This window comes from Sulfitobacter sp. SH24 (genome assembly GCF_965641895.1).
GTDB classification, from domain to species: Bacteria; Pseudomonadota; Alphaproteobacteria; order Rhodobacterales; family Rhodobacteraceae; genus Sulfitobacter; species Sulfitobacter dubius.
This window is the reverse complement of the sequence record NZ_OZ282575.1, coordinates 506,253-529,638: the sequence shown is the minus strand read 5'-3', so window position 1 is coordinate 529,638 and position 23,386 is coordinate 506,253. Positions and strand designations below refer to the sequence as shown.

Here is a 23,386-nt window from a genome sequence, read left to right as displayed (position 1 = left end):
AGCGGGGAAGTGAAGCCCCCGCTCACCCTCAAGAAAGCCCAAGAGCTTCCAGCGTGAACCAATGCCCCCAAACACAACCGAGCGGGAACGCGCATTGCTTTGCAATACGCTGCCCCCCGCGCGCTCTAAAAATGGCCAGCTTTTAGCTGTCCATTTTTAGAGCGGAAATAAACGCCTCCTGCGGGATGTCCACTTTCCCGAACTGGCGCATTTTCTTCTTACCGGCCTTCTGCTTCTCCAGCAGCTTCTTCTTCCGCGTGGCGTCACCACCATAGCACTTCGCCGTCACGTCCTTGCGCATCGCGGAGAGTGTCTCCCGCGCAATCACCTTGCCGCCGATGGCCGCTTGGATCGGGATCTTGAACATGTGGCGCGGGATCAAGTCTTTGAGCTTTTCCACCATCGCCCGGCCGCGCATCTCGGCGCGGTCGCGGTGCACCATGGTCGAGAGCGCATCCACCGGCTCGTCGTTCACGAGGATCTGCATCTTGACCAGATTGTCCTGACGGTAGCCGATCATCTGGTAGTCGAAGCTGGCGTAGCCCTTGGTGACCGACTTCAGCCGGTCGTAGAAATCAAACACCACCTCGTTCAGCGGCAGGTCATAGACGACCATCGCCCGCGAACCGGCATAGGTCAGGTCTTCCTGAATGCCGCGGCGGTCTTGGCAGAGTTTCAGCACGTCGCCGAGGTAATCATCGGGCACGAGGATCGTCGCCTTGATCCGCGGCTCTTGCATGTGGTCCACCAACGTCATGTCCGGCATGTCGGCGGGGTTGTGCAGCTCCTGCATCTCGCCGTCCTTCATGTGGACGTGATAGATCACCGAAGGGGCGGTGGTGATCAGGTCGATGTCATACTCACGCTCAAGCCGGTCGCGGATCACTTCGAGGTGCAGCAGGCCAAGGAAGCCGCAGCGGAAGCCAAAGCCAAGCGCGGCAGAGGTTTCCATCTCATAGGTGAAGGAGGCATCGTTCAGGGCAAGCTTTTCGATCGCATCGCGCATGTCTTCGAAATCATTGGCGTCGACCGGGAAGAGACCACAGAAAACCACCGGCACCGAGGGCTTAAAGCCCGGCAGTGGGGTTTCGCACTTGCGCTTCTCATGGGTGATCGTGTCGCCGACGCGGGTGTCGCGGACCTGTTTGATCGAGGCGTTCAGATAACCGATCTCGCCGGGGCCGAGGCTCTCGACGCCGACCATCTTGGGCCGGTAAACGCCCACATCATCCACGTCATAGGTGCCGCCGGTCTTAATCATGCGAATGCGGTCGCCCTTTTTCAGGGTGCCGTCGATGATCCGGACGATACAGATGACGCCGAGGTATTGGTCATATTTACTGTCCACCAGCATCGCTTTGAGCGGCGCATCGGGGTCGCCGCCCTTGGGCGCGGGCAATTTATTGACGATCGCTTCCAACACGTCGGGGATGCCGACGCCGGTTTTGGCTGAGATCAGACAGGCCTCGGAGGCGTCGATGCCGATCACGTCCTCGATCTGTTCGCGCACGCGGTCGGGGTCAGAGGCGGGCAGGTCGACCTTGTTCAACACCGGCACGATCTCATGATCCGCATCGATGGCGGTATAAACATTGGCCAGCGTCTGCGCCTCGACGCCTTGGGTGGCGTCGACCACCAGCAGCGAACCTTCGACCGCATGCATGGAGCGCGCGACCTCATAGGCGAAGTCGACGTGTCCGGGCGTGTCGATCAGGTTCAGCACATAGGTCTTGCCGTCCTTGGCAGGGTATTCGATGCGGACGGTGTTGGCCTTGATGGTGATGCCCCGCTCCCGCTCGATATCCATGTTGTCCAGAAGCTGGCTTTGCATGTCGCGTTCGGCGACCGTGCCGGTGAGTTGGATCAACCGGTCGGCCAGCGTGGATTTGCCGTGGTCGATATGCGCCACGATGGAGAAATTGCGGATGTTTTCAAGCGGTGTCATGCAAGGGGATATGGCGCAGTGCCGCGCCTGCGTCAATTGGCCATGAACGCTCCTGTGCCCCCTGCCCGCCCTTCACGGCGCTTTATCGCGGGCTGAGAGCCAGCACCCCTCCAAAGGAGAATTGCACGAAGCCCCTTTTTGCGGCATAATGCTCGTCAGAGCAGATCGGGCCGACAAGGGGAAAACCCCACGGTCCAAAACAATAGGGCAAATCAATGCGTACAGTTGTAAGTTTGATGGCGCTTGTCGTCTTGGCGGGCTGTGGTGGGTCGCGGTATTCCAGCGATGCGGCCGTGGGGCGTTTCGCTCCGTCTCCGGTGCTTTTCGCCACAGGACCGATCCAAAAGGCCTGTCTGGCCGATGGGCGTCGCGGCTCGAGCCATGCGCGTTGCGGATGCGTACAGGCGGTGGCGGATCAAACGCTGTCCCGCTCAGACCAGCGCCAAGGCGCCAAGATTTTCCGCGACCCGCACCGTTTGCAGGAAATGCGTCAGTCCGACAACAAGAGCCACAACGCTTTCTGGAGCACATGGAAAGCATTTGGGCAAAGCGCTGCAGCGGCTTGCTCCAACACCTAACCGTTCAGCTTTCGTTCAGCGGCGGTCCGAACCGGTCAATCAGCCGTCCGACGATCTGATCGCGGGCGGCGCGAAACTGGGTGAGCTTGGCCTCGCGCCCCTCTCCCAGCCCGGTTGGGTCGAGGATTGGCCAATATTCCACGTCGAGATGATAAAACCGCGTCAGTTCCAGCGCCCGGCGCTGGCTGGCGGGGCTGAGCGCGATCACAAGGTCGAATGACCCCAGATCGTCGCCCCATTCTTCCATCTCATCGAAACTGCGGCTGCGATGCCGGTCCAACTCCACATCCAATTCACTGCACACAGCGATGGAAAAACCGTCGATCTCCATGTCGTTCTTGACGCCCACGGACTGCACATAGGTGCCGGTGCCGTAGAATTTCTTCATCAAGCCTTCGGCCATCGGCGAACGGACGGCATTGTGGTCGCAGCAGAAGAGAACGGACTGAGGCAGCACCTGCTTCATTTATCCGCCGAAATGCAAAACGCAGATCAGGGTAAAGAGCCGCCGCGCGGTATCGGTGTCGATCTCGGCCTTGCCCGACAGGCGCTCTTGCAGCACCCGGGAGCCTTCGTTGTGAATGCCGCGCCGGGCCATGTCGATCGTCTCGATCTGACTGGGGGGCAGTTTCTTGACCGCCTCGAAATAGCTTTCGCAGATTTGGAAGTAATCCTTCACCACCTGCCGGAACGGGCCGAGGGAGAGGTGGAATTCCGCTGCCTTCTCAGCCGCTTCGGTCTCCACATCAAAGACCAGCCGCTTATCGCGGATCGACAAAGATAAGTGATAGGGCCCTTCCGGCACTGGGCCCTTCTCCCGTTCGGGCAGGACAAAGCTGTTCTCTTCCAGCAGGTCGAACATAGCCACCTTACGCTCCTGATCAATCTCAGGCGTGGGGGGCGGCATGTTCGCGTCATCAAGCGCGATATGGGTGATGCGGGTCATGAACGCATCCTTTTTGCTGGCGATACCCTTTCGTGGATAGCGCAGCGGTGGGGAGGGGGCAATGCGCGAGAGCACACCCTATGGCGAATGTCGCGCCCGGTTGGCTCAGCGAGCAGCCTCCTGCCCTAGTCGTTCAGTTTGCGCAGGCGCGCGGTGACCGAAAGGCCGTGCGCCTCAAGGCTCTCTGACTGGGCCAGCCGCTCTGCTGCTGGGCCGATCGTCTTGAGCGCCTCGGGAGACATCTGTGCCAGCGTGGTCCGCTTCATGAAATCCAGCACCGAGAGGCCAGAGGAGAAGCGTGCCGAGCGGGCTGTGGGCAGAACGTGGTTCGGGCCGCCGACATAGTCGCCAATCGCCTCAGGCGTCCATTGGCCGAGGAAGATCGCGCCCGCATGGGTGATCTTGGCCGAGAGCGCTTTGGGGTCCGCGACGCACAGCTCGAGGTGTTCGGGCGCGATGCGGTTGCTGAGGGCCGCGGCGGCGTCGAGGTCCGGCACGGTGATGATCGCCCCGTTGTCGCGCCAGCTTGCGCCCGCGATGGCGCGACGCTCAAGGGTGAGCAGGCGTTTCTCGACCGCCTCTTCCACCGCGCGGGCAAAGGCGGGGTCGGTGGTGATCAGAATGCTCTGCGCGCTCTCGTCATGTTCGGCTTGGCTGAGCAGATCGAGGGCGATGAAATCGGGGTCATTGTCACCATCGGCGATGACGAGGATCTCGGATGGCCCCGCGATCATGTCGATGCCGACTTTGCCGAAAACGCGCCGTTTGGCGGCGGCGACAAAGGCGTTGCCGGGGCCGGTGATCTTGTCCACTGGGCGGATCGTATCGGTGCCATAGGCCAGCGCCGCCACGGCCTGCGCGCCACCGATGCGGTAGATCTCGTCCACCCCGGCGATGCGGGCGGCGAGCAGGACCAGCGGGTTCAGCACGCCATCGGGCGTGGGCACGACCATGGCCAAACGCTCGACCCCCGCCACCTTGGCCGGAACCGCGTTCATCAGCACCGAGGACGGGTAGCTTGCCAACCCGCCGGGGACATAGAGGCCTGCCGCTGACACCGGCGTCCAGCGCCAGCCGAGAGTGGCGCCTTCGGGGTCGGTCCATTCGGCGTCTTCGGGCAATTGGCGGACGTGGTAGGCGCGGATGCGGTCGGCGGCGAGTTCCAGCGCCTTGCGGTCTTCGGGGGAGACCTGGGCCACGGCGGCGTCGACCTCTGCGGCGGTGATGCGCAGGGTCTCAGGCGTCAGGGTCACGCGGTCGAATTTTTGCGATAGTTCGATCACGGCGGCGTCGCCACGGGCGCGGACGTCGGCGATGATCTCGGCCACCACGGCATCTACATCGGGGCTATCCTCGCGCTTGGCATTCAGCAGCTTGTCAAAAGCGGCTTCAAAATCGGGTGCGGTGGCATCGAGCGTGACGGGCATGGGTGCAGGCTTTCGAAAAAGGGGGCCGCCGCGAGGGGTTGGCCCAAAGGTATCAAGGCGCGGAAGGACGGCGCAGACTGGGTTCGGCACGCAGACCCGAGGTTTTAACGGCAGCACTGGGGGCGGAGCGCTGCGCGAGACGCATGGCGCGGGTGTCTTGGGCGTTGTCGAAAACGGCGCGGGCGACATGGGCTGCCAGAATGGCAAACAGCCCGCCAGCGATCGCCGCTGCAGGAGCCAAAAGCCCCGGTAATGTGACCGTGCCCAACAGATGCCGCACCGCCAGCGCCACCCCAAGCAGCAAAAGCGCCCAGCCGGTGGCCTCGGTCATGAGGGCCGCAACGCGCCCCCGGGTAAATCTATTCTGTTTAAGTTCAGGCATCTCGCGATCCTTGCCACCGTGACGGGATGTCACTCGGGGTGAACGGGCCGTTTCTTGGAGGGGGCGACATAGGGACGGGTCACGTCCTTAAGCGTCACTTCAAGCGCTTCGACTTCCAATCGGATCGCGCCATCCCCGGCCAATGTCAGGGTGACATGGCCTGAAGGTGCGTCGCTTTCCTCAAAGGTGATGTCGAGCAGCGATAGGATCGTATCGGCATCGCCCTTGGGCACGCCTTGGCTCGCCACACGCTGCACATTGTTGAACATCAGTATTGATTGCACACGTTCAGGCGCGTGCCGTGCAGCGCCCGTGTCTTCGTGCCGCAAGCGGTTCAGCAGCAAGGCAAAGCGCGCCCCGGTGCGATGCCAGCGCATTTCAGAGGCGGGAAAGACCGCGTCTTGGGTCAGCGAGGCGATCACCGTCAGATCCTCGGCATCCAATGCGCCGAGGTTCAGGGGTGCTTCGCGGCCATCTTCAAAACGTGCATCTTCGGTCATTTGCCGCTGATCCTTTCGATATCCGCACCCACGCCGCGCAGTTTCGACACCACATGCTCATAGCCACGATCAAGGTGGTAGACCCGGCTTACCGTGGTCTCTCCGGTGGCGGCCAGCCCGGCAAGGATCAGGGAGATGGAGGCCCGAAGATCGGTCGCCATCACCGGCGCACCTTTGAGCTTTTCAACCCCGGTGACCTTGGCCGTGCCGCCATGCACGTCAATCTTTGCTCCCATGCGGATCAGTTCCGGCGCATGCATAAAGCGATTCTCGAAAATCTTTTCCTCCAACACGGAGGTCCCTTCCGCCGTGCAGAGCAGGGCCATCATCTGCGCCTGAAGGTCGGTCGGGAAGCCGGGGAAAGGCTCGGTCGTGACATCCACCGCCGAGATGCGCCCGTTGCGCCGCGCGACCTTGAGGCCTGCTTCGGTCTCAGTCACTTCAATCCCTGCCGCATCGAGCTTTTCACAGAACGCCTGCAGCAAGTCGATCCGCCCGCCCAGCAGTTCCACTTCGCCGCCGCAAAAGGCTGGCGCAAGCATGTAGGTGCCAAGCTCAATACGGTCGGTTACCACCTTGTGGGTCGCGCCATGCAGGCTGTCGACGCCCTGAATGGTGATGCTCGGTGTGCCGTCACCCTCAATCTGCGCGCCCATGGCCCGCAGACAGTCCGCGAGATCGACGATCTCAGGCTCCCGCGCGGCGTTGTTGATAACGGTGGTCCCCTTGGCCAGCGTCGCGGCCATCAGGATATTCTCGGTCGCCCCGACAGAGGCAAAGGGGAAATCGATCACGGCGCCCTTAAGCTTGCCACCCTCAGCCTTGGCGTAAAGATAGCCGTCACGCAGATCGATTTCCGCGCCCATCTTCGCCAGCCCATCGGTGTGGATGTCCATCGGCCGCGCGCCAATAGCGCAGCCACCGGGGAGGGAAACTTCGGCATGGCCTTCACGGGCCAGCAGCGGACCCAGCACCAGGTTAGACGCCCGCATCTTGCGCACGATGTCGTATTCCGCGCGGGTGTTGATCTCACCATGGCTGGCCATTGTGATGACCTTGCCGTCTTGCATCGAGGCCACTTCGGCACCCAGAGAGCGCAAAAGCTCGGTCATCGTGCGGATGTCACTCAGGCGCGGCGCGTTGGTCAGCGTCAGCGGCTCTTCGCTCAGCAACGTCGCCGGCATCAGCGCCAGACAGGCGTTCTTGGCCCCCGCGATGGGAATTTGCCCGTTCAGCTCACCGCCGCCCCTGACCAGAATAGAATCCATCGTTCAGCTGTCCTTTTCCGACCCTTGGGGGTCATTGCCTGTATCCTGCGCCACATCCTCGGCCCGCGCACGCGCTTGCGCCTTGCGCCGGGCCATATTGGCCTTGAGCGCAGCCTTCAACCGCGCGTCGCGCACGCTCGGCGTTTTGGCGGTCTTTTCTGGGACGTTTTGCTTTGCCATGCCGCCTATCTAGCGCAGGGTGCACGAAGCGTCCAGATCAGGGGTTGCGCCCCATTTCGATTGCGGCTAATCACCCGCCCACGGCGCTGCTGTAGCTCAGAGGTAGAGCACTCCCTTGGTAAGGGAGAGGTCGAGAGTTCAATTCTCTCCAGCAGCACCATGAACCCCACACTTCGTCATATAAGACACTCGTCGCGCTGGCGATGATCTCTCGACTTACGCCCGTCGCTGCGCGTCACTCTGAGTGCGAAAGATCGATTCTCTTCAGCAATACTGTGGACCCTTACCTTTTTCAGATAAGTCCTTCTTCACCCTCAGTTTTGCGAAGGCAGAGTTTCTTCGGGAAATGGTACCGGGGAAACCTACTAAGCCCAGCAACATCTCGAACGTCAACTTCAACCACCCTGCCCCAATCATGGGGCAAGGCGTGGTGTTTTCTACGCTTCAAGTCGAATCAAGATGCTTCAAACACACCGCAAGCAATACGTGATCCTGCGTCACCCGCTGGCTGAGATGTATAATCATCCGAGCCGTCGTGTATAACAAAAGCCGCGCCGTCATCGTCTTTGATCATGCTGTCAATTTCTAACAGATCAAGAAAGACTTCGGCCTTCAACACGCCATCATCACCGACAGTCATATTCGGCATGTCACCCGGATGCGGTCCACCTTCGACAAGCACGCCATGCTGATGATCGCCCGCGATATGACCGCCTGCCGATTTGAAATCCTCCGCAGAACAATCGCCAGTCTCATGGAGATGGACGCCATGAGTTCCAGCCGGAACGCCCGTCACATCGATCTTGACCAATGTCCGACCCGAAGCGGTCGTGTTTAGCGTAACACTGCCTGAAATATCATCAGAATTGCCGGCCACCTGAGCGGTTGCTGCCGTTTGCATATGGCCTTCGGCCTGCACCGCTGCGGCGCCAGTGGCGGCCAGAGTGGCCCCGATTAGGATAGTGCGCAGATACATGGCTTTCCTCCGTTGGGTTCTATATCAGATGATAGCCCAACCCACCCGGCCCGCGTCGGGTTCCTCTTGATGCGCGCTAAGGCTTACCCCTATAAGCAGGCGAGTGCTCCCTTAGCTCAGCTGGATAGAGCAGCCGACTTCTAATCGGCAGGCCGAGGGTTCGAATCCTTCAGGGAGCGCCATTTTTCATAAAGCTGCCGAGGGGGCAAACCTATTTCCCTAGGCACCACCCTGTGCCGCGGCTTTCGCCGAACTGTGCCTTCACTGGCTGGCAGCATCTTCACAAACTGCCTTATCAACCTGATTGTGAAGCCCAATCCGTCAGGGCCGAAATTCATCGGCCCAAACATCGACCGATTGGATCAATCAAGCCGCAGCGAGCGCTTTTTCGGCAACGATAACCGAAGCGCATTCCGGGAGATCAACGGTGAACTTTGTCCCAACACCAACGGTGCTTTCCACGCCGATGTCGCCATCATGTGCCGCGGCTAGCTTTTTACTGATCGCAAGGCCCAGACCGGTGCCCCCTTCGGCGCTTCTGGTCGCTGTTTCAGCTTGAATAAAGGCTTGGAAAATCCGCTCCAAGTCTTCTGCCGGCATCCCGCAGCCGTTGTCCTCAACCTCAAGTCGGCAGGTATCGTCGATCATTCTGGCGCGCATTCGTATGCTTGAGGCCGATGAAAACTTCAGCGCGTTGCCAAGCAGGTTAATCAAGATTTGCTTGCAGCGCCCACGGTCGGCGAAAACGTTGAACTCATCAAACTCAATTTCCAATGACGACTGTTTCTCTCTCGCCAGGCCCTGAAACTGCTCCTGCAGCTCGGCCAGCAAATCACCAGCTTGAAAGGAGGTTCTGTTCAGTTTGATCGAGTTAAGTTCAATACTTGTGTAATCCAGAAGCTCGTTGATGATCGTTAGCAGGTGATCGCCTGCCGATTTAATGCGGCCCCCGTAACGCTCTGTCTGATCGCCCAAATCATCAAAGTGGACCTTGGTGATCGGCTCATTCGGTTTCAACTTGGCTATCGTATGTCCTTTGAGGTTCGTCAAAAAGCTGGCGTAACCGTTGATAATCGTCAGCGGCGTGCGCAGCTCGTGGCTTAGAACGCTCATGAATTCTGATTTGGCACGGCTGGCATTGCGCGCTTCATCCCGCGCCTGGCGCAACTCGTCGATATTCTCCATCCGCGTGCGGTTTTCGATAAAATAGGTGAACAGCCCACCAAGAACGATTAGCGCCGCCGTTCCTGCGATGACAAGCGCCAGCAGCTTGAACTCAGCAGGGTTGCTGTGCCCGGCCATCAAATTCGTGGGAGTCACATGAAAGGCGGCCATCCCGGTAAAATGAAGCCCAATGATCGCCGCCGCAAAGGTCAGGGTCATGTTGAGCGTGGTGAACTTCCCGTTCTGCGCGCCAAAGAACAACGTGAAGGTCGCAAACAGCATGGCAAATACAACTGAGGCGATGAGGTAATTCTCGTCCCAATGGATCATCACTTCAACCCGATAGGCGACCATCCCAGTGTAGTGCATGGCCGAGATCGCCAGCCCCAAGATCACCCCGCCGATAATGGTTGTAATCCAAAAGCGGAACATCCCAGCGATCAGAATGCCGAGTGTACACCCAAGGATCGCGATCAGCAGGGATGCGAACGTCAAACCCAGATCAAAGCTTACCGGAGCGTCAGGCTGATAGGCAAGAATGGCGATGAAATGTGTGCACCAAATGGCGATACCAGAGGTGACAGCGGTCATAAAATACCACAGCAAGGCCTGTCGCGGCGTCTGCTTTAGCGCATGCCGGTAAAGGTTTGTGAACACCCAACTGCCGAAAACACACAAAAGCGCAGCCAGCAGAACCAGCATCATGTCGTGGTCACTATGCATAGAATGAGCGACTGTAAGCATTTTTTAACCTCAAAATAATCAAGGTAGTGTTGCTAAAGGAATGCGGCAAAACGTTGTCAAAGACCGCTCCTTTTAACGGTATTTTCACCTTACATAACCAGTGCGTGTATTGGTTTTCGCTCGGCCCGCACAGCGCACTGCTACTCCGGCCGGGGCTGTGGACATTGATTCACCCAGCACCTTTGCTAAACGCCCATGCGTTTTCTAAGCCCTCATAGGCTTGCGTTGCCGCAACACCGGAAACTCTTGCGCCCCTCCTCAAGAACGTCGCGAATGCCCGCGTCCAACCGTCCTATAAGGACGTCACCGCAGCCAAATCCCACGCCAACCCCCTTGATTCACATCCAAGGGTTGCATTGCTCTGCCATAATACGGCACTAGATTGCCAAACTTGCGCCGCATTTCCATGCTGATCTGCGCACATTGTATTTAGCTTATAGGTGTTTTCGCCATGCTAACGTGTTTTCAAGGGCTGATGCTTGACCCGGTCTACTGGACCGTGCTCGCCGTTAGCTCGATCGCTGCAGCAGTCGCGCTTTGGACGCTTAAGTTCCAAAAATTCCAAGCCAAGGTCTACTATGCGCTGACATTCGTCGGCATGATCTGGACCCTGATGATGGTTGGGGCCGAAGCCGCGACAACACCCTATCAATGCCAGATGCGGCAAGCGCAATTGGCTTGGTTGGGCCATGGTTTAGTTCCGGTCGCATGGTCATTCTTTATCTTCGATTATGTCGGTCCTTCGAACCGCGCGCGGGGACGGCTGAGCCTTTTGGCCCTTATCGCTATACCGCTGGGTGCATTTGGCCTCGCGGCGACGAATGACTGGCATCATCTGGTCTATACGGCAGAAACGGCGATCCCGCCGGATGGGGATCAGATCACCTTTTTGCATGGACCGGGATATTTCCTGATCCTAGCCGTGCTTTACTGCTTTGTCATGGCGACCTTGGTCTGGCTGGGCCGCGCATTTTCCCGGGCCAAGCGGGCCGCTTGGCCATTGTTGACGATGCTGCTGGCCATCACGCTCACCCCATTGGCAGCAAACGCGGCCTATGCCTTCTTTGGTTTCACGGTGTTGGGGCTGGACCCGACGTCCTTCATGTTCACCTTGGGGATATTGGCCTTCTCGTGGCTGCTGGTGACGAACAAGACCATGGACATGCCCTCGGTAGGGCAATCGACACTGTTTGACACGATGAGCGAGCCGCTGATCCTGCTTGATGCGCGGCGCCATATCGTCCGCTCGAACGCGGCGGCGAAACGCAGCGGGCTATTGTCTGAACCGGAATTCGCAACGGACCTAATCGCCGGAATCGAAGCGCAGATTAACGACGCCGATGCCCCCCATATCGCCTGCAATGAACGCCTTTATGAGCCGCGCGTTCACCCCATCGAAAACCCACTCGCTCCCGCTGGCCCGGGCATCGGATGGAGTGTTACTTTTGTCGATGTAACCGAACAGATCGCCACCACAACAGCGCTTGAGCAAGCCTTGAAAGAAGCCGATGAAGCCAACCGCGCCAAGGACGAATTCATCTCTGTCGTCAGCCATGAACTGCGCACGCCGTTGACCTCGTTGAAGGGGGGATTGGCATTGGCGCTGAGCGGGAAGTTGGGCGAGGTCAAAGGGCCGCTGCGGTCGTCCTTGGATATCGCCCATCGCAATGGGGTGCGGCTGTCACGGCTGGTGGACAATATCCTATTGGTGCAGAAACTTGAGGTACAGGCGTTGTCGCTTGAATGGCTGCCCGTCGATCTACCTGCCCTGCTGAAAGAGAGCATTGAGGAAAACCGCATGTACGCCCATGAGCGCGGCGTGCGGCTTGATATCGGCGAACTGGGCCAGCCCGCCGTGATCTTGGGCGATGCCTTTGCCATCCGGCAAGTGGTCGATAATCTGGTTTCCAATGCAGTGAAGTTCTCGAATGTGGGCGCCACTGTTGAGGGTACGTTGACCACGAATAATGGCCGCGTGCGGATCTCTATCACTGACAAGGGGCGCGGCATTCCTGAGGGGATGGAAGAACGGGTCTTTGGCCGCTTTGGGCAGCTTGATGACGACGGTCAAAAATCAACTCAAGGGTCCGGACTTGGGCTGCATATCTCTCGCCAACTGGCGCGGCAGATGGCGGGAGACCTATTTTACGAAAGCGAAGTCGGCGTCGGATCAACCTTTCATGTAGAGTTTGGCCTTGGGGCCGCAAGCAACCCCACGCCCCAAGGTGACGAAGACACGCTGCAACAAACGGCCTGACGGCCCCTGCCCCGCCTACAGTTCAATACGGATGTCGTGAATCCACAGTTTCGGCGGGCGTGACAGGACAAAGACCACCACATCGGCCAGATCATCCGGCTCAGTAAAAATGTGGTTCGGCACATCCTCACCCGCTTTGGCGAACATGCCGGTATTGGTGCCTGACTGATAAAGCCCGCCAACCCGCACGCCGGTGCCCTCCTCATCTGCCTTTAGCACTTCGGTAAAGCCACGCACGCCGTATTTCGTGGCCGTGTAGACCGACTGCCCCGCCTGCGCCACGACACCGGATTTTGACACGACATTCAGAATAATCGCCTCATCATTGTCGCGCAGCGCGGGCAGCGTGGCATGCGTCATCTGCATCAACCCCGTCAAATTGGTCTGGACCGTGGCTTGCAGCATTTCGGGCGCGATCGTGTCGAGCGGGCCTGCCTTGTGCCAAATCCCTGCGTTGTTGATCAGGATATCGAGCCCGCCAAAGCGCGCCACCACCTCTGAGGCGGTTCGGGCAATAGCAGACGGGTCTTTTAGATCGCACATCAGCCCCACCGCATCCGGCGCGCCTGCGGCTTTGCAGGCATCGGCGACAGCTTGCAGCCGAACCTCATCGCGGCCCAGAATGGCCAGCCGCGCACCAGTCCCTGCCAGTTTGAGGCAAATGTGCCGCCCAATCCCGTCGCTGCCGCCGGTAACCAAAATACGTTTGTCGCGCAGTTCCATATTGCTCTCCTATGCTGGCGGCGGCTTACCGCGAAGGGCGGTTTGATGCAAAGACACGCTGCGGTCAGATCGTAATGATCTGCGCCCGGATCGCCTTGGCGACCGCATGGGTTTTATTGGTCACGTCCAGTTTGGCGCAGGCGTTATAGAGGTGGTGATTCACGGTGCTGTTGGACACAGTCATTACCTGTGCCGTCTCCCACGCGGTTTTGCCCACCGCCGCCCATTTCAGCACTTCTTTCTCGCGATTGCTTAGCCTCGGTGCGGGCTGCCCCTTGCCGATACTGGCCACCATATCGCTTTGAATCAGGCAGCCCAGATAGATCGCATCGGCAATGATCCCGCGCTTGTATTTGCGCCATTCGTGAATCCGCAGGTCAGAGTTCAACGTCAGCACCGCCTTGCCATGCGCATGGTCCCGAATGGGAATCGACACACCGTTCTGGCGCACGCCAAACTCCATTGCCTCCCCGAAAAAGTTGCGCGTGGTCCGGTCGACCTTAGGCAATTCGCTCCAATCCACCGGCAGGGTGCCTTCGAGGGATTTGTCGACCACCGGGTCGATCAGGTGATAGTTTTCTTCTTGGTAGCGCGTCAGCCAAGCGGGATCATAGGTCGAGTGAATAACTGGATCACTCCCGCCCGAAGTGGTTTTGTGAAACCCCAGATAGGACAGGTTGTTCAGCCCCATATCCTGCGCCAAAACCTGCAATATTTCAGCAGGCTTGATATCTGGTCGTTGCTCTTTCAAAGCGAGGTAGCGGTCGGAAAGCGGGGTCACCATAGGGCGGCGTTCAAAAGCTCATGTGTTTAAATACTGAGCAATATTTTAAGGCACCTCAACCAGTGAGGGAACATGGCCCACGGCGAATGATTTCTCGGTATAGGGGAATCGGACCAAAACGTTGCATTTTTGCCCCGGTGACCAAAGGTCAAGCGCAAGGACGCCCGGCAGATGACCGGACCTTTTCCCAGCACCCTGCAGGGCATAAAGCGGCCCCCGCCGGAAAACCGATACACCCCTTACAAAAACACAGTCGTCCAACACAGCGGACAGGGGCGCGGCTTCCTCAAGCGAGGGCCGGAACAGAGCCAAATGGCAGACCCTGTCAAAAGGTCGCGTCAGCCGTAGCACGCAGGTCTTATGTGGCTTCCATTCAAGGCAGCCACAAACCCGAATAACAAGATTCGCGCATCAGAACCCCAAGCATTTGTTATAGTTTGATTAAATTTTTCGCATATCTTGACTGATCGCGGCGGGTCGCATTTGTAAAGCTGGTAGAAATTATAGGGTCCGGTGAATCGACGCGACGCCCCAGCGTTACGCCCACTATGCCGAACATCCCCGTTACAAAAACTTCACTTGCAAAATTGCGACTAATTCCATAATTCGTGAATTATGGAACAAGTGATCCCCCATCGCCTTGCCACCCTTGGCCACCCACAGCGGCTCGCGCTGTTTCGGCTGCTTATGCGCCGCTATCCCGACCGCGTTCCCGCAACCGAACTGGCACAGGCGCTTGGGCTGAAACCCAACACCCTCTCAACCTATGTCGGCGCGCTTATGCAGGTTGGATTGGTCACTCAGGAACGTGTCGGGACCTCCCTGCGCTATGCGGTTGATCTGACTGCCGCCCGTGACACGATCAACTATCTACTGATCGACTGCTGCCGTGGACGGCCCGAGATTTGCACCCCCAACACCACCCCCTCCATACATGGAAATGCTCTCATGACTGACAGAAAATTCAATGTCCTGTTCATCTGCACCGGCAATTCTGCCCGTTCGATCTTTGCCGAAAGCATCTTACGCGATCTCGCTGAGGACCGTTTCAATGTGTATTCCGCAGGCACCCGGCCGCAATCACAGTTGAACCCCTTCGCGGTGGAAGTCCTTAAGCAGAAGGGCCATGACGTATCGCAACTGCGCTCAAAAAGCGTGTCAGAATTCCAAGCTGAGGACGCCCCGGCATTCGATTTTGTGTTTACCGTCTGCAATCAGGCGGCCAACGAAGAATGCCCCACATGGCCCGGCCAGCCGATCACCGCGCATTGGGGCCTGCCCGATCCGGTCAAGGTCGAAGGATCCGACGCCGAAAAGAGCCTCGCCTTTCAACAAGCCTATGGCACGCTGCGCAACCGAATGCTGGGCTTTACCAGCCTACCGCTGACCTCGCTCGACCGTGTTTCGCTGCAAAAAGCGCTCGATGACGCGGGCCAAACCGACAAAGAAGGATTCTCCGCATGACCGTCTATGCCATCAACGGCCTTGGCCGCATCGGCAAGCTCGCCTTGAAGCCCCTGCTGGATCAGGGCGCAGAAATCGCATGGATCAACGACGCGGTGGGCGACCCGGAGATGCACGCGCATCTGCTGGAGTTCGACACGGTGCACGGGCGCTGGCAGGCCGATTTCACCCATGACGCAGACAGCGTGACGATCAACGGCACCCGCCTGCCCTTCATCGGCACCCGCGACCTCAGCGCGCTGCCGCTCGACGGGGTGGATGTGGTGATCGACTGTACCGGGGCCTTCAAAACCGAGGCCAAACTCGCCCCCTATTTCGATGCAGGGGTGAAGAAGGTGGTGATCTCGGCTCCGGTGAAAGACGGCGATGCGGCGAATATCGTCTACGGCGTCAACGATGACGTCTATGATCCCGCACGGCACCGGATCGTCACGGCGGCAAGCTGCACGACCAATTGCCTCGCCCCGGTGGTGAAGGTGATCCATGAGGCAATGAAGATCAAACACGGCTCCATCACCACAATCCATGACGTGACCAACACGCAAACCATCGTCGACCGCCCTGCCAAAGACCTGCGCCGCGCGCGTTCGGCCCTGAACTCCCTGATTCCGACGACCACCGGCAGCGCCACGGCGATCACGCTGATCTACCCCGAACTCAAAGGCCGCTTGAACGGTCACGCCGTGCGGGTGCCACTGCTGAATGCCTCGCTGACCGATTGCGTGTTTGAAGTAGAGCGCGAGACGACGGTGGAAGAGGTAAACGCCCTGTTCAAAGCCGCCGCTGAAGGGGAATTGAAAGATATCCTAGGCTATGAGGAGCGCCCGCTCGTCTCGACCGATTACACCAATGACACGCGGTCCAGCATCGTCGATGCGCCCTCCACCATGGTGGTGAATGGGACACAGGTGAAAATCTATGCGTGGTACGACAATGAGATGGGCTATGCGCACCGTTTGGTCGATGTGGCGCTGATGGTCGGGGCAAGCTTGTGAGCCAGAGCGCGACCCGCCCTGAGGGGCTATCGGCCTATATCGCGGTCACGGCGGCCTATTGGGCCTTCATGCTGACCGATGGCGCGTTGCGCATGTTGGTGTTGCTGCATTTCCACCGGCTGGGCTTTTCGCCGGTGCAACTGGCCTATCTCTTTGTGCTGTATGAGATCGCGGGCGTTGTCACCAACCTCTGCGCGGGCTGGATCGCGGCGCGGTTCGGGCTGGCCTCGACGCTCTATGCGGGGCTGGGGTTGCAGATCGTGGCGCTGCTGGCGCTGGCGCAGCTTGATCCGTCTTGGGCGGTTGGCGCCTCGGTCGTCTTCGTGATGCTGGTGCAGGGGGCCAGCGGTGTGGCCAAGGATCTGGCCAAGATGTCGTCGAAATCCGCCGTCAAACTGCTCGCCCCGGCTGAGGATGGCGGGTTGTTCCGCTGGGTCGCGTTGCTGACCGGCTCCAAGAACATGGTTAAGGGTCTGGGCTTTCTGCTCGGCGCGGCGTTGCTGGCGACGCTAGGCTTCGTCTGGGCGGTGCTCGGCATGGCGGCGATCCTTGCGCTGATCCTGCTCGCCGTGCTGACCGCCATGCCGCCCGGCCTGCCCAAAGGGCGCAAGGGGGCGAAATTCTCCGAAATCTTCTCTAAATCCCCCAACGTGAACTGGCTGAGCGCGGCGCGGGTGTTTCTGTTCGGCGCGCGGGATGTTTGGTTTGTGGTGGGCATCCCGATCTATTTCTACGCGGTCCTCTCGGACGGCACGGAGGAAAGCAACCGCGCGGCCTTCTTCATGATCGGCACCTTTATGGCGGTCTGGGTGATCCTCTACGGCATGGTGCAGATCTACGCCCCGCGCCTACTCCGCGCGAAATCCCGCCCGGCGGAAGACCTGATCTCAGCCGCGAAGGGCGGGGCATGGTCGCTCGCCGCCGTGCCTGCGGCGCTGACGCTGGCGGCGCTGTTCAGCGACGGGCCGCAGACATGGCTCACCGTGACCCTTGTAATCGGCCTGTTGGCCTTTGGCGCGGTCTTTGCGGTGAACTCGTCCCTACATTCCTACCTCATCCTATCATTCACCAAGGCCGAACGGGTGACGATGGATGTGGGGTTCTACTACATGGCCAATGCTGCGGGGCGACTGTTGGGCACGCTGCTGTCGGGGCTGAGCTATCAGATCGGCGGCCTGCCCCTGATGCTGGGGGCGGCGGCGATCATGGTGGCCCTGTCGGCGCTGCTGGTCGGGTTCTTGAAACCCGACCAAGGCTAACCGTTAGCTTGCTTTGCTCGCGCGGCCATTGCTCTCATCGACCTGCGTATAGGCATTCATCGCCGCGACGGCCCCCTCATCCCAAATGAGCGAGAGCCAAGCAACAAAAGCGTCGCGGAACGCTTCTGCCTGCGCCAGATCGCCATAAAGACGGTCTTGCGCCAACCATGCCTCGGGCCGCGTCCGCGCGGCCTGCGCCGCCTCTTTCAAAGCCTCCCAGATCGGATCATTCGCCACGATCTCGCTGCCATCCTCCCGCGTGCCCGCACACATTCGCGCCCAAAGCGCCTCAACCAAGGCCAAACCACTGACCGAACGCCCTGCCGCCAGTTGATCCCGCAGGATCGGCAGGACGAACCCGGTGTGCCGCGCCGAGCCATCAAAGGCGACACGGCGGGTGGTGTCGACGATGCGCGGATTCGAGAAACGCTGTTCGATCAGCTCAAGATAGGCCAGCGGCGTCATGCCGGGCACCGGGGCGACCGTCTGGGTGATCTCTTCGGCCTGCACGCGGTGGAACATCGCGCGGATCGCCGGATGCGCCATGGTGGCCGAAATCGTCTCGATCCCCAGCACCTCACCGACGTTCGCCAAGACCTGATGGCCCGCATTGAGGATGCGGATCTTCATCTTTTCATAGGCATGCACATCGTCCGAGAAGGTGGCCCCCACCTGATCCCAATCCGGGCGGCCTGCGCAGAAGTCGTCTTCGATCACCCACTGGCGGAAGGCTTCATGCGTGACGGGGGCGGCGTCGTTCACGCCGAACTCCCGCGCCTGCGCGATCTCGGCAGGGCCAGTAGCCGGGGCGATGCAATCGACCATGGAGTTGGGGAAGCTGGCGTTTGCCTCGATCCAATCGGCCAGCGCCGGGTCGGACATGCGCGCCAGCGACACGACCGCCTGGCGCAGGATATCGCCATTGCCTTGCAGGTTATCACAACTCAGCCCCGTGAACGGCCCCTGCCCCGCATCGCGGCGCAGCCGCAGGGCCGCGACAATGGCCCCAAAGGCGGTGCGCGGAGTGTCAGGGTTCGCCGCGTCATGGACGATATCGGCGTGAGCCGCGTCGAACCTCTTGCTGACGGGGTCGATGTAATAGCCGCTTTCCGTGACCGTCAGCCCGACGATGCGGATGGCCGGATCGGCCATGGCGCGGATCAGGGCGCCGTTGCCCTCTTCGATCGGCAGGTAGTCGATCATAGAGCCCACAACCTCAGCCGAGGTCTGCGCGGGGTCGAGTTCGATCAGCGTCGTCAGACAGTCCTGTGCCAGGAGCTTCTCGCGCATCGCCGCATCATAGGGGCGCACGCCCGCGCCGAGGATCGCCCAGTCATGCGCCTGGCCGTTCTGCATCAAACGGTGCAGATACCACGCCTGGTGCGCGCGGTGGAAGTTGCCGACGCCAACATGCACGATACCGGGGGTCAGGGCGCTGCGGTCATAGGTGGGCCGCGCGATATCAAGATCGCCAAGCGTCGCGTTCGAGAGGTCTACCAAATTATCCATGATCCACATCCTTGTAGGGCCGCGCACCGGGGAAAGGGTGCGGGGGTCGGCCTGTCATTCCTGTCGCTTGCATCACTCGACCCGAAGGCCCTGCGCATCGAACCGGTGCAGCTTGTCTGCCTGCGGGGTCAGAAAAATCCGGTCGCCATGTTTGACCGATAACTCCCCATCTACACGCACGGTCATCGGGTCACAGCCCGCGACACCGTGGATGTGCAAAAAGGTGTCAGAGCCCAGATGCTCGGCCACACCGATGGTGCCTTCCCAAGCGCCCTCGGTGGTGGAGACGTCGAAATGCTCGGGGCGGATGCCGATCGTCGGCGCGCCGCGGGCTTCGGCTTCGGGCCCTTTGATGAGGTTCATCTTGGGCGAGCCGATGAACCCCGCGACAAATTCGTTGCGCGGCTTGTAGTAAAGCTCAAGCGGGGTGCCGACCTGTTCGATATAGCCCGCACGCAGCACGACGATTTTGTCGGCCATGGTCATCGCTTCGACCTGATCGTGGGTCACGTAGATCATCGTCGTGGCCAGCCGCTTGTGAAGCTCACTGATTTCGAGACGCATCCCCACCCGCAGCGCGGCGTCGAGGTTCGACAGCGGCTCATCGAACAGGAACGCCGAAGGCTCCCGCACAATGGCACGGCCAATAGCGACCCGCTGGCGCTGACCGCCAGACAGTTGGCCCGGACGGCGATCAAGGTAGTCGGTCAGGTTCAGCGCTTTGGCAGCCGCTTCGATCCGGCGCTGCTGTTCCTCCGCCGGAACACCCGCCATCTTCATCGGAAAGGCGATGTTCTTGCGCACCGACATATGCGGATAAAGCGCGTAGGATTGGAACACCATCGCCAGACCGCGTTTCGCGGGCGGCACATGGGTCGCATCCGTGCCGTCGATGTCGATATGGCCCGAGGTGATATCCTCTAGCCCCGCGATCAGCCGCAGCAGTGTGGATTTCCCGCAGCCCGAGGGGCCGACGAAGACCGTGAACTCGCCATCTTCGATGGTCAGATCAAGGGGCGGAATGACTTCCACATCGCCGAAGCTTTTGGAAACCTGATTGAGTTTAATTTGTCCCATGTGACTGTCCCTTGCTTACTTGACTGCGCCGAAAGTCAGGCCGCTGACGAGTTGTTTCTGGCTGAACCAGCCGAGGATGAGGATTGGCGCGATGGCCATGGTGGAGGCCGCGCTGAGCTTGGCGTAGAAAAGGCCCTCGGGGCTGGAATAGCTCGCGATGAAGGCCGTGAGCGGTGCCGCTTTGGCCGCGGTGAGGTTGAGTGTCCAGAAGGCTTCGTTCCATGCGAGGATGAAGTTCAGCAGCAAGGTGGAGGCAATGCCGGGGATCGCCATGGGCGTGAGGACATAAAGCACCTCTTCACGCAGGCTTGCCCCATCCATCCGTGCCGCTTCCAAGATCTCGCCGGGAATTTCGCGGAAGTAGGTATAAAGCATCCAGACGATGATCGGCAGGTTGATGAGCATCAAGATGATGACCAAAGCGATCTTGCTGTCGAGCACACCGAACTGGATGCAGAGCAGATAGATCGGATAGAGCACACCAACTGCTGGCAGCATCTTGGTCGAGAGCATCCAGAGCAGGATATCCTTGGTCCGCTTGCCGGGCACAAAGGCCATCGACCATGCGGCGGGCACTGCGATCAGGATGCCAAGCACGGTCGAGCCCCCGGCGATGATGATCGAGTTCCACAGAAAGCGCCCGTAGTTGGACCGCTCCAGAACCGCCTCGTAGTTGGCCAGCGTCCAATCAAAGCCGAGGAAGATCGGCGGATCGGCGATGGCCTGCGCTTCGGTCTTGAAGCTGGTGAGGATGGTCCAAAGGATGGGGAAGAAGATCAGGAAACCGATGCCCCATGCGAGGGCCGTGTTGACGATCTTGCGTTGTCTGGTGACTGCGCGTGCCATGATGTCTCCTCCTCAGGCGTCCAGGTTCTTGCCGACGATGCGCATCAGGAAGATGGCAACGATATTGGCGAGAATGATTGCATAGACACCGCCTGCCGATCCGAGGCCGATGTTCTGGCTTTCCAGCACCCGCTGGAAGATGAGATAGGTCAGTGTTTTGGTCCCAAAGGCACCGCCCGTGGTCACGAAAATCTCCGCAAAGATCGACAGCAGAAAGATCGTCTGGATCAAGATCACCACGGTGATCGCGCGGCCCAGATGCGGCAGGGTGATATAGGCGAAACGTTTGGTGGCGGGGGCGCCGTCCATCTCGGCGGCGTCAAGCTGCTCGCGGTCAAGCGACTGGATCGCGGTCAGAAGGATCAGCGTCGCAAAGGGCAGCCACTGCCATGACACGATGATTACGATTGACGACAGCGAGGCTTGGCTCATCCATTGCACCGGGGTCGCGCCGAAAAACTCCCACAGATGCGCGAAGAGACCATAGTTCGGGTCCATGAACATGTTCTTCCACACCAGCGCCGAAACGGTGGGCATAACAAAGAAGGGCGCGATGACGAGGATGCGGACAAAGCCCTGCCCCCACATCGGCTGGTTCAAAAGGATGGCGAGCAAGATGCCCAAGCCCACCGTGATCGCCAGCACACCGCCGACGATGATCAGCGTGGTCATCACCGAGGGCCAGAAGGCGCTCGAGGTGACGAAGCGTACGTAGTTGTCAAACCCCACCCAGCCCAGATCACCGCCGCGCATCGGCAGGTATTTCTTGAAGGAAAAATAGAGCGTCATGGTCAGCGGGATGAGCATCCATCCAAGGAGCAAGACCACCGCAGGGGCCATCATCAGGCGTGCCGCTGATCGGGAATGTTGGGTAGCCATCGGGCACATCTCCTCTGCAGGCGGCGGATGCCGCGTTTAGGTGAAGGGTATCATATCAGGTGGTGGGGCGGAAAAGGGCGGCGGTGTCCGCCGCCCTTTGTGCCGGAGAAGCGGCGGCTTAGCGGTAGCCAGCAGCTTCCATTGCGTCGTTGGTCAGGTCCTGTGCCTTCTCAAGTGCCTCTTCGACGGTCTGCTGACCGGCATAGGCGGCAGAGAACTCTTGGCTCACGTCGGTCGCGATGCCTGCAAACTCTGGGATCGCGGCGAACTGAACACCGACGTAAGGCGTCGGATCGACGGTGGAGTTCTCAGGATCAGCCGACAGGATCGAGTCGAGCGTCATCTGTGCGAAGGGCACTTTCTGGTACTCGGGGTTCTCATAGAGCGACTTACGCGCGCCGGGAGGAACGTTGGCCCAACCTTCGTTCTCGGCAACCATCTCGATGTAGTCTTTCGAGGTGGCCCATTCGATGAACTCTTTCGCGGCATCTTCTTTCTGAGTGCCCGCCGGGATTGCCAGCGCCCATGCCCAGAGCCAGTTGGAGCGTTTGCCGAGGCCCGTATCCGGTGCCAGCGCAAAACCAACCTTGTCGGCCACGGTGGAATCGTCGGGGTTGGTCACGAAGGATGCCGCCACGGTGGCGTCGATCCACATGCCGCATTTGCCCTGCTGGAACAGCGAGAGGTTCTCGTTGAAGCCGTTGGAGGCATAGCCCGCAGGGCCGCTTTCATCCATCAGGTCTTTGTAGAAGTTGATGGTGTTGGCCCAAGCCTCGGTGTCGAACTGGGCGTTCCAGTCTTCGTCGAACCAGCGTGCGCCAAAGGAGTTGGACATCGCCGTGATCAGCGCGCCGCCCTCGCCCCAACCGGCCTTGCCGCGCAGGCAGATGCCATTGATGTCGTTGTCGCGATCGGTCATGGCGGCGGCGGCTTCGCGGATAAATTCCCAAGTCGGGTCTTTCGGCATTTCCATGCCGGCTTTTTCCATAAGATCTGTGCGGTACATGATCATGGAGCTTTCGCCATAGAACGGTGCGGCGTAGAGCGTGCCTTCGTGGCTCAGACCACCGGCCATCGCGGGTAGGATATCGTCCGCGTCGTATTCTTCGCTGAGGTCATCCAGCGGTACAAGCCAGCCGTTCGCCCCCCAGATCGGCGTTTCATACATGCCGATGGTCATGATGTCGAAAGAGCCGCCCTTGGTCGAGATGTCGGTGGTGACGCGCTGGCGCAGCACGTTCTCTTCCAACGTGACCCACTCCACTTCGTGGCCGGTCTCTTCGGTGAATTTGTCGGTGTAGCCTTGCATGCGGATCATGTCGCCGTTGTTCACGGTGGCGATGGTGATCGTCTCAGCAAAAGCGCCGCCGCCCATGACCAAGGACAGGGCCGTCGCAGCGTGCAATGATTTATTCGAGAACATCGATAGTTCCTCCCTCTACAGATGATGGAACGAGACTAACGGCCCACATAACGCGCAGTC

At 59.7% G+C, this 23,386-nt stretch carries 22 protein-coding genes and 2 tRNA genes; 7 read left to right on the top strand and 17 right to left on the bottom strand.

The features are described from left to right. Positions 1–142: 142 nt before the first annotated feature. Complete coding sequence (lepA, locus tag ACSQ16_RS05035) at positions 143–1,945, bottom strand: translation elongation factor 4 (protein WP_243261420.1); 1,803 nt, start codon at positions 1,943–1,945, stop codon at positions 143–145. A gap of 215 nt (positions 1,946–2,160) precedes the next feature. Here lepA and ACSQ16_RS05030 point away from each other — a divergent pair, with 215 nt between their 5' ends. Beyond that, entirely contained in the window at positions 2,161–2,523 is a 363-nt protein-coding gene (locus ACSQ16_RS05030) for a hypothetical protein (RefSeq protein ID WP_243261421.1), read from the top strand. A gap of 4 nt (positions 2,524–2,527) precedes the next feature. Here the strand turns inward: ACSQ16_RS05030 and ACSQ16_RS05025 are convergent, their stop codons facing one another. The 7 genes from ACSQ16_RS05025 to ACSQ16_RS04995 form a co-directional block, all read right to left on the bottom strand. Next, positions 2,528–2,989: a low molecular weight phosphatase family protein gene (locus tag ACSQ16_RS05025; RefSeq protein WP_093928127.1), complete on the bottom strand. Its 462-nt coding sequence runs from the start codon at positions 2,987–2,989 to the stop codon at positions 2,528–2,530. Beyond that, complete coding sequence (locus tag ACSQ16_RS05020) at positions 2,990–3,469, bottom strand: UPF0262 family protein (protein ID WP_067623920.1); 480 nt, start codon at positions 3,467–3,469, stop codon at positions 2,990–2,992. A 125-nt stretch (positions 3,470–3,594) separates the two neighbouring features. Beyond that, positions 3,595–4,896 (bottom strand): histidinol dehydrogenase, encoded by a 1,302-nt coding sequence (gene hisD / locus ACSQ16_RS05015; protein WP_317405753.1) that lies wholly within the window; start codon positions 4,894–4,896, stop codon positions 3,595–3,597. 52 nt (positions 4,897–4,948) lie between these two features. Further along, a complete protein-coding gene (locus ACSQ16_RS05010; protein WP_243261423.1) occupies positions 4,949–5,278 on the bottom strand; it encodes a hypothetical protein in 330 nt (109 codons plus the stop codon). Positions 5,279–5,307: 29 nt separating this feature from the next. Beyond that, positions 5,308–5,778, bottom strand: a complete 471-nt coding sequence (locus ACSQ16_RS05005; RefSeq protein WP_243261424.1) for a DUF2948 family protein — start codon at positions 5,776–5,778, stop codon at positions 5,308–5,310. After that, positions 5,775–7,046, bottom strand: coding sequence for a UDP-N-acetylglucosamine 1-carboxyvinyltransferase (gene murA, locus ACSQ16_RS05000; protein ID WP_317405751.1), 1,272 nt, complete (start codon positions 7,044–7,046; stop codon positions 5,775–5,777). Before murA ends, ACSQ16_RS05005 begins: the two co-directional genes overlap by 4 nt. A 3-nt stretch (positions 7,047–7,049) precedes the next feature. Then, positions 7,050–7,226: a hypothetical protein gene (locus ACSQ16_RS04995; protein ID WP_243261426.1), complete on the bottom strand. Its 177-nt coding sequence runs from the start codon at positions 7,224–7,226 to the stop codon at positions 7,050–7,052. Positions 7,227–7,311: 85 nt separating this feature from the next. Here ACSQ16_RS04995 and ACSQ16_RS04990 point away from each other — a divergent pair. Beyond that, a tRNA-Thr gene (locus tag ACSQ16_RS04990) sits at positions 7,312–7,386 on the top strand. Positions 7,387–7,680: 294 nt separating this feature from the next. On the opposite strand, the gene ACSQ16_RS04985 is transcribed toward ACSQ16_RS04990, so the two are convergent. Beyond that, positions 7,681–8,202 carry a superoxide dismutase family protein gene (locus tag ACSQ16_RS04985; RefSeq protein WP_243261427.1) on the bottom strand — a complete coding sequence of 174 codons (522 nt, stop codon included), beginning with the start codon at positions 8,200–8,202 and terminating at the stop codon, positions 7,681–7,683. 105 nt (positions 8,203–8,307) lie between these two features. On the opposite strand from ACSQ16_RS04985, the gene ACSQ16_RS04980 reads away from it, so the two are divergent. Further along, positions 8,308–8,384, top strand: a tRNA-Arg gene (locus ACSQ16_RS04980). A gap of 184 nt (positions 8,385–8,568) precedes the next feature. On the opposite strand, the gene ACSQ16_RS04975 is transcribed toward ACSQ16_RS04980, so the two are convergent. Then, positions 8,569–10,071 (bottom strand): sensor histidine kinase, encoded by a 1,503-nt coding sequence (locus tag ACSQ16_RS04975; protein ID WP_435988599.1) that lies wholly within the window; start codon positions 10,069–10,071, stop codon positions 8,569–8,571. Between the two features lie 490 nt (positions 10,072–10,561). Between ACSQ16_RS04975 and ACSQ16_RS04970 the strand changes: the two genes are divergently transcribed. Beyond that, positions 10,562–12,367: a sensor histidine kinase gene (locus tag ACSQ16_RS04970; RefSeq protein ID WP_243261457.1), complete on the top strand. Its 1,806-nt coding sequence runs from the start codon at positions 10,562–10,564 to the stop codon at positions 12,365–12,367. A 15-nt stretch (positions 12,368–12,382) separates the two neighbouring features. Here the strand turns inward: ACSQ16_RS04970 and ACSQ16_RS04965 are convergent, their stop codons facing one another. Both ACSQ16_RS04965 and ACSQ16_RS04960 read right to left on the bottom strand, forming a co-directional pair. Then, positions 12,383–13,090: an SDR family oxidoreductase gene (locus tag ACSQ16_RS04965; protein ID WP_243261458.1), complete on the bottom strand. Its 708-nt coding sequence runs from the start codon at positions 13,088–13,090 to the stop codon at positions 12,383–12,385. Positions 13,091–13,154: 64 nt separating this feature from the next. Continuing rightward, positions 13,155–13,871, bottom strand: coding sequence for a helix-turn-helix transcriptional regulator (locus ACSQ16_RS04960; RefSeq protein WP_243261459.1), 717 nt, complete (start codon positions 13,869–13,871; stop codon positions 13,155–13,157). 618 nt (positions 13,872–14,489) lie between these two features. Between ACSQ16_RS04960 and ACSQ16_RS04955 the strand changes: the two genes are divergently transcribed. Genes ACSQ16_RS04955 through arsJ form a run of 3 tightly spaced genes read left to right on the top strand, consistent with a single transcriptional unit; the run spans position 14,490 to position 17,592 of the window. Beyond that, the gene (locus ACSQ16_RS04955; protein ID WP_243261460.1) at positions 14,490–15,338 is read left to right on the top strand and encodes a helix-turn-helix domain-containing protein; all 849 of its coding nucleotides are present in this window, start codon (positions 14,490–14,492) and stop codon (positions 15,336–15,338) included. After that, positions 15,335–16,333 carry an ArsJ-associated glyceraldehyde-3-phosphate dehydrogenase gene (locus tag ACSQ16_RS04950; RefSeq protein WP_317405746.1) on the top strand — a complete coding sequence of 333 codons (999 nt, stop codon included), beginning with the start codon at positions 15,335–15,337 and terminating at the stop codon, positions 16,331–16,333. The genes ACSQ16_RS04955 and ACSQ16_RS04950 overlap by 4 nt, the downstream gene beginning before the upstream one ends. Then, positions 16,330–17,592, top strand: coding sequence for an organoarsenical effux MFS transporter ArsJ (arsJ, locus tag ACSQ16_RS04945; RefSeq protein ID WP_243261462.1), 1,263 nt, complete (start codon positions 16,330–16,332; stop codon positions 17,590–17,592). Before ACSQ16_RS04950 ends, arsJ begins: the two co-directional genes overlap by 4 nt. A 3-nt stretch (positions 17,593–17,595) precedes the next feature. Here arsJ and ACSQ16_RS04940 read toward each other — a convergent pair whose 3' ends face one another. The 5 genes from ACSQ16_RS04940 to ACSQ16_RS04920 form a co-directional block, all read right to left on the bottom strand. Next, positions 17,596–19,101 carry a mannitol dehydrogenase family protein gene (locus ACSQ16_RS04940; RefSeq protein ID WP_243261463.1) on the bottom strand — a complete coding sequence of 502 codons (1,506 nt, stop codon included), beginning with the start codon at positions 19,099–19,101 and terminating at the stop codon, positions 17,596–17,598. 72 nt (positions 19,102–19,173) lie between these two features. Beyond that, positions 19,174–20,178, bottom strand: a complete 1,005-nt coding sequence (locus ACSQ16_RS04935) for an ABC transporter ATP-binding protein (RefSeq protein WP_093928112.1) — start codon at positions 20,176–20,178, stop codon at positions 19,174–19,176. A gap of 15 nt (positions 20,179–20,193) precedes the next feature. After that, a complete protein-coding gene (locus ACSQ16_RS04930; RefSeq protein ID WP_067625898.1) occupies positions 20,194–21,024 on the bottom strand; it encodes a carbohydrate ABC transporter permease in 831 nt (276 codons plus the stop codon). Between the two features lie 12 nt (positions 21,025–21,036). Further along, positions 21,037–21,903 carry a carbohydrate ABC transporter permease gene (locus ACSQ16_RS04925; RefSeq protein ID WP_093928110.1) on the bottom strand — a complete coding sequence of 289 codons (867 nt, stop codon included), beginning with the start codon at positions 21,901–21,903 and terminating at the stop codon, positions 21,037–21,039. 118 nt (positions 21,904–22,021) lie between these two features. After that, a complete protein-coding gene (locus ACSQ16_RS04920; protein ID WP_243261464.1) occupies positions 22,022–23,326 on the bottom strand; it encodes an ABC transporter substrate-binding protein in 1,305 nt (434 codons plus the stop codon). Positions 23,327–23,386 lie beyond the last annotated feature (60 nt).

Coding starts and splice junctions, on each gene's coding strand:
- ACSQ16_RS05030 (WP_243261421.1), top strand. CDS start 2,161: ATGCGTACAGTTGTAAGTTTGATGGCGCTTGTCGTCTTGGCGGGCTGT.
- ACSQ16_RS04970 (WP_243261457.1), top strand. CDS start 10,562: ATGCTAACGTGTTTTCAAGGGCTGATGCTTGACCCGGTCTACTGGACC.
- ACSQ16_RS05025 (WP_093928127.1), bottom strand. CDS start 2,989: ATGAAGCAGGTGCTGCCTCAGTCCGTTCTCTTCTGCTGCGACCACAAT.
- murA (WP_317405751.1), bottom strand. CDS start 7,046: ATGGATTCTATTCTGGTCAGGGGCGGCGGTGAGCTGAACGGGCAAATT.
- ACSQ16_RS04935 (WP_093928112.1), bottom strand. CDS start 20,178: ATGGGACAAATTAAACTCAATCAGGTTTCCAAAAGCTTCGGCGATGTG.
- ACSQ16_RS04920 (WP_243261464.1), bottom strand. CDS start 23,326: ATGTTCTCGAATAAATCATTGCACGCTGCGACGGCCCTGTCCTTGGTC.
- ACSQ16_RS04975 (WP_435988599.1), bottom strand. CDS start 10,071: ATGATGCTGGTTCTGCTGGCTGCGCTTTTGTGTGTTTTCGGCAGTTGG.
- ACSQ16_RS05005 (WP_243261424.1), bottom strand. CDS start 5,778: ATGACCGAAGATGCACGTTTTGAAGATGGCCGCGAAGCACCCCTGAAC.
- ACSQ16_RS04985 (WP_243261427.1), bottom strand. CDS start 8,202: ATGTATCTGCGCACTATCCTAATCGGGGCCACTCTGGCCGCCACTGGC.
- ACSQ16_RS04950 (WP_317405746.1), top strand. CDS start 15,335: ATGACCGTCTATGCCATCAACGGCCTTGGCCGCATCGGCAAGCTCGCC.
- ACSQ16_RS04955 (WP_243261460.1), top strand. CDS start 14,490: ATGGAACAAGTGATCCCCCATCGCCTTGCCACCCTTGGCCACCCACAG.
- lepA (WP_243261420.1), bottom strand. CDS start 1,945: ATGACACCGCTTGAAAACATCCGCAATTTCTCCATCGTGGCGCATATC.
- ACSQ16_RS05020 (WP_067623920.1), bottom strand. CDS start 3,469: ATGACCCGCATCACCCATATCGCGCTTGATGACGCGAACATGCCGCCC.
- ACSQ16_RS04940 (WP_243261463.1), bottom strand. CDS start 19,101: ATGGATAATTTGGTAGACCTCTCGAACGCGACGCTTGGCGATCTTGAT.
- ACSQ16_RS04925 (WP_093928110.1), bottom strand. CDS start 21,903: ATGGCTACCCAACATTCCCGATCAGCGGCACGCCTGATGATGGCCCCT.
- ACSQ16_RS04995 (WP_243261426.1), bottom strand. CDS start 7,226: ATGGCAAAGCAAAACGTCCCAGAAAAGACCGCCAAAACGCCGAGCGTG.
- ACSQ16_RS05010 (WP_243261423.1), bottom strand. CDS start 5,278: ATGCCTGAACTTAAACAGAATAGATTTACCCGGGGGCGCGTTGCGGCC.
- hisD (WP_317405753.1), bottom strand. CDS start 4,896: ATGCCCGTCACGCTCGATGCCACCGCACCCGATTTTGAAGCCGCTTTT.
- ACSQ16_RS04965 (WP_243261458.1), bottom strand. CDS start 13,090: ATGGAACTGCGCGACAAACGTATTTTGGTTACCGGCGGCAGCGACGGG.
- ACSQ16_RS04930 (WP_067625898.1), bottom strand. CDS start 21,024: ATGGCACGCGCAGTCACCAGACAACGCAAGATCGTCAACACGGCCCTC.